This window comes from Brevundimonas sp. P7753 (genome assembly GCF_013386595.1).
GTDB lineage: Bacteria > Pseudomonadota > Alphaproteobacteria > Caulobacterales > Caulobacteraceae > Brevundimonas > Brevundimonas bullata.
Window position 1 is genome coordinate 1 of sequence record NZ_JACARP010000198.1, and the last position, 1,854, is coordinate 1,854.

The window sequence follows — 1,854 nt, forward strand, 5'->3', positions numbered from 1 at the left end:
GCGTCAGCCACCCTCCCCCAGGGGGGAGGGAGAATTCTGGCCCCTCACGCGCGGTTAACCGGCTCGCGCTAGGGTAGAAGTCATGTCGATTTCGGCTGTCAGTTCCGACGCCGACGCCCCGCCCGCGGCGTCGAAGGTCCGCCAGACCCTGTTGCGGCGGCTGGCCGATGTCGTCTGTCTGCCCGCCAGTCGGATCAACGCCTTCGAGCGGGCGGTGACGGGCGACCTGCTGGTGGACCTGCTGCGGCTGGCCTCGGTCGAGGAGCGGCGGCGAGTGGCGGTGCGGCTGGCGCCGCTGGCGGAACTGCCCAACAGTCTGGCGCGGCTGCTGCTGCGCGACGAGCCGTCGGTGGCCGGGCCGCTGATCGAGCAGTGCGCGTCCCTGACCGACGTGGACCTGATCGGCTGCGTCCGCGACGCCGGGATCGAGCATCGGCTGTTGATCGCCGAGCGGCGCGGCCTGTCGGAAGTGGTCACGGAAACCCTGCTGAGCTTTGGCGAGGACGCCGTCATCGAGGCGGTGCTGAAGAACGCCTCTGCGCGTCTGGCGCAGGTCGCCATAGAGGGCGTGGTGGCGCTGAGCCGCCAGAGCCCGGCCCTGTGCGCGCCCCTGCTGAAACGGCCCGAGCTGCGGCCGTCGGGGGCCTATGTCATGTTCTGGTGGTGCGGAGCCGAGGAGCGCCGCGCCGTGCTGCAAAGGTTCGCCGTGTCGCGCGAGGTCCTGCAGGACAGCGTCGAGGACCTGTTCGCCTTGGCCGCCGCCGAGGGCTGGTCCGATCCGGTGACGCGCAAGGCGCTGCAGTTCATCGAGCGCCGCCAGCGCAATCGCGCCGCCATCGACAAGAGCCCCTACAACGGCCTGGAGGACGCGGTCGCCGCCGCAGGCCAGGGCATGACCCGCGAGCTGGTCGGCGAGATCGGCTATCTGTCGGGCGTCAAGCCGCTGACCGCGGCCAAGATCATGGGCGACGCCGGGGGCGAGCCCATGGCCATCCTGTGCAAGGCCACAGGCCTGTCGCGGCTGAACCTGCAGACCCTGTGGCGGGCCATGCGCCGGCCTGAGCTCGATGCGGACGGCGCCGTCCATCCCGATTGGGAGCGGGTGCAGATTACATATGAAATGTTGGCCGTGGATCGGGCGCAGACGGTGCTGCGTTACTGGAACTGGTCTCTGTCGTCGGCGCTGACGCCGGCCCTTCTTCGCGCGATCCGCGAGGGCGACGAAGAGCGGATAGACGAATACTCCGCACCCGAGCGTGCGGCGATGCTGGCGCTTGCGGATAACTTCGGTCGATGAAGCTGTGCGGCTGATCTCGTTTTAGATCAGTATAGAAACTCACCGTTTCAATGATGATTTATGCTTGCATTGCGTTCATCCCGGAACATCCGTATGAAACCAAACACCGACGGGTCGGGTCTGATCAGTCGAATGCGTTTGGCTCCTGAAACAGGCGATCCCCCATGGAAGAAAAACCCGAACTGCTCGAAATGACGGCGGACATCGTGTCGGCCTATGTGAGCAACAACACCGTCTCGGCTGACGCCGTTCCTGGTCTGATCGCTCAGATTCACGCCGCTCTGTCGGGCGTGTCGTCGGCGCCGGTCGAAGTCGAGCCCGAGCCCAAGGAACCGGCGGTTCCGGTGCGCAAGTCGATCACGCCTGACTTCCTGATCTGCCTGGAAGACGGCCGCAAGTTCAAGTCGCTGAAGCGTCACCTGCGCACCAAATACAATATGAGCCCCGAGGAATACCGGGCGAAGTGGGGCCTGGCCAAGGACTACCCGATGGTCGCCCCGAACTACGCCAAGGCCCGTTCGGACCTGGCCAAGCAGATGGGCCTGGGCCAGGGCGGC

The 1,854-nt window shown here is 66.5% G+C and carries 2 protein-coding genes; both read left to right on the forward strand.

Going from position 1 to position 1,854, the window contains the following annotated elements; all coding sequences use genetic code 11:
- Positions 1-82: 82 nt before the first annotated feature.
- Positions 83-1,297, forward strand: coding sequence for a DUF2336 domain-containing protein (locus tag HX774_RS19045; protein WP_178828980.1), 1,215 nt, complete (start codon positions 83-85; stop codon positions 1,295-1,297).
- Between the two features lie 164 nt (positions 1,298-1,461).
- A partial coding sequence (locus HX774_RS19050; RefSeq protein WP_178828981.1) for a MucR family transcriptional regulator occupies positions 1,462-1,854 on the forward strand: 393 nt, incomplete at its 3' end.

Coding starts and splice junctions, on each gene's coding strand:
- HX774_RS19045 (WP_178828980.1), top strand. CDS start 83: ATGTCGATTTCGGCTGTCAGTTCCGACGCCGACGCCCCGCCCGCGGCG.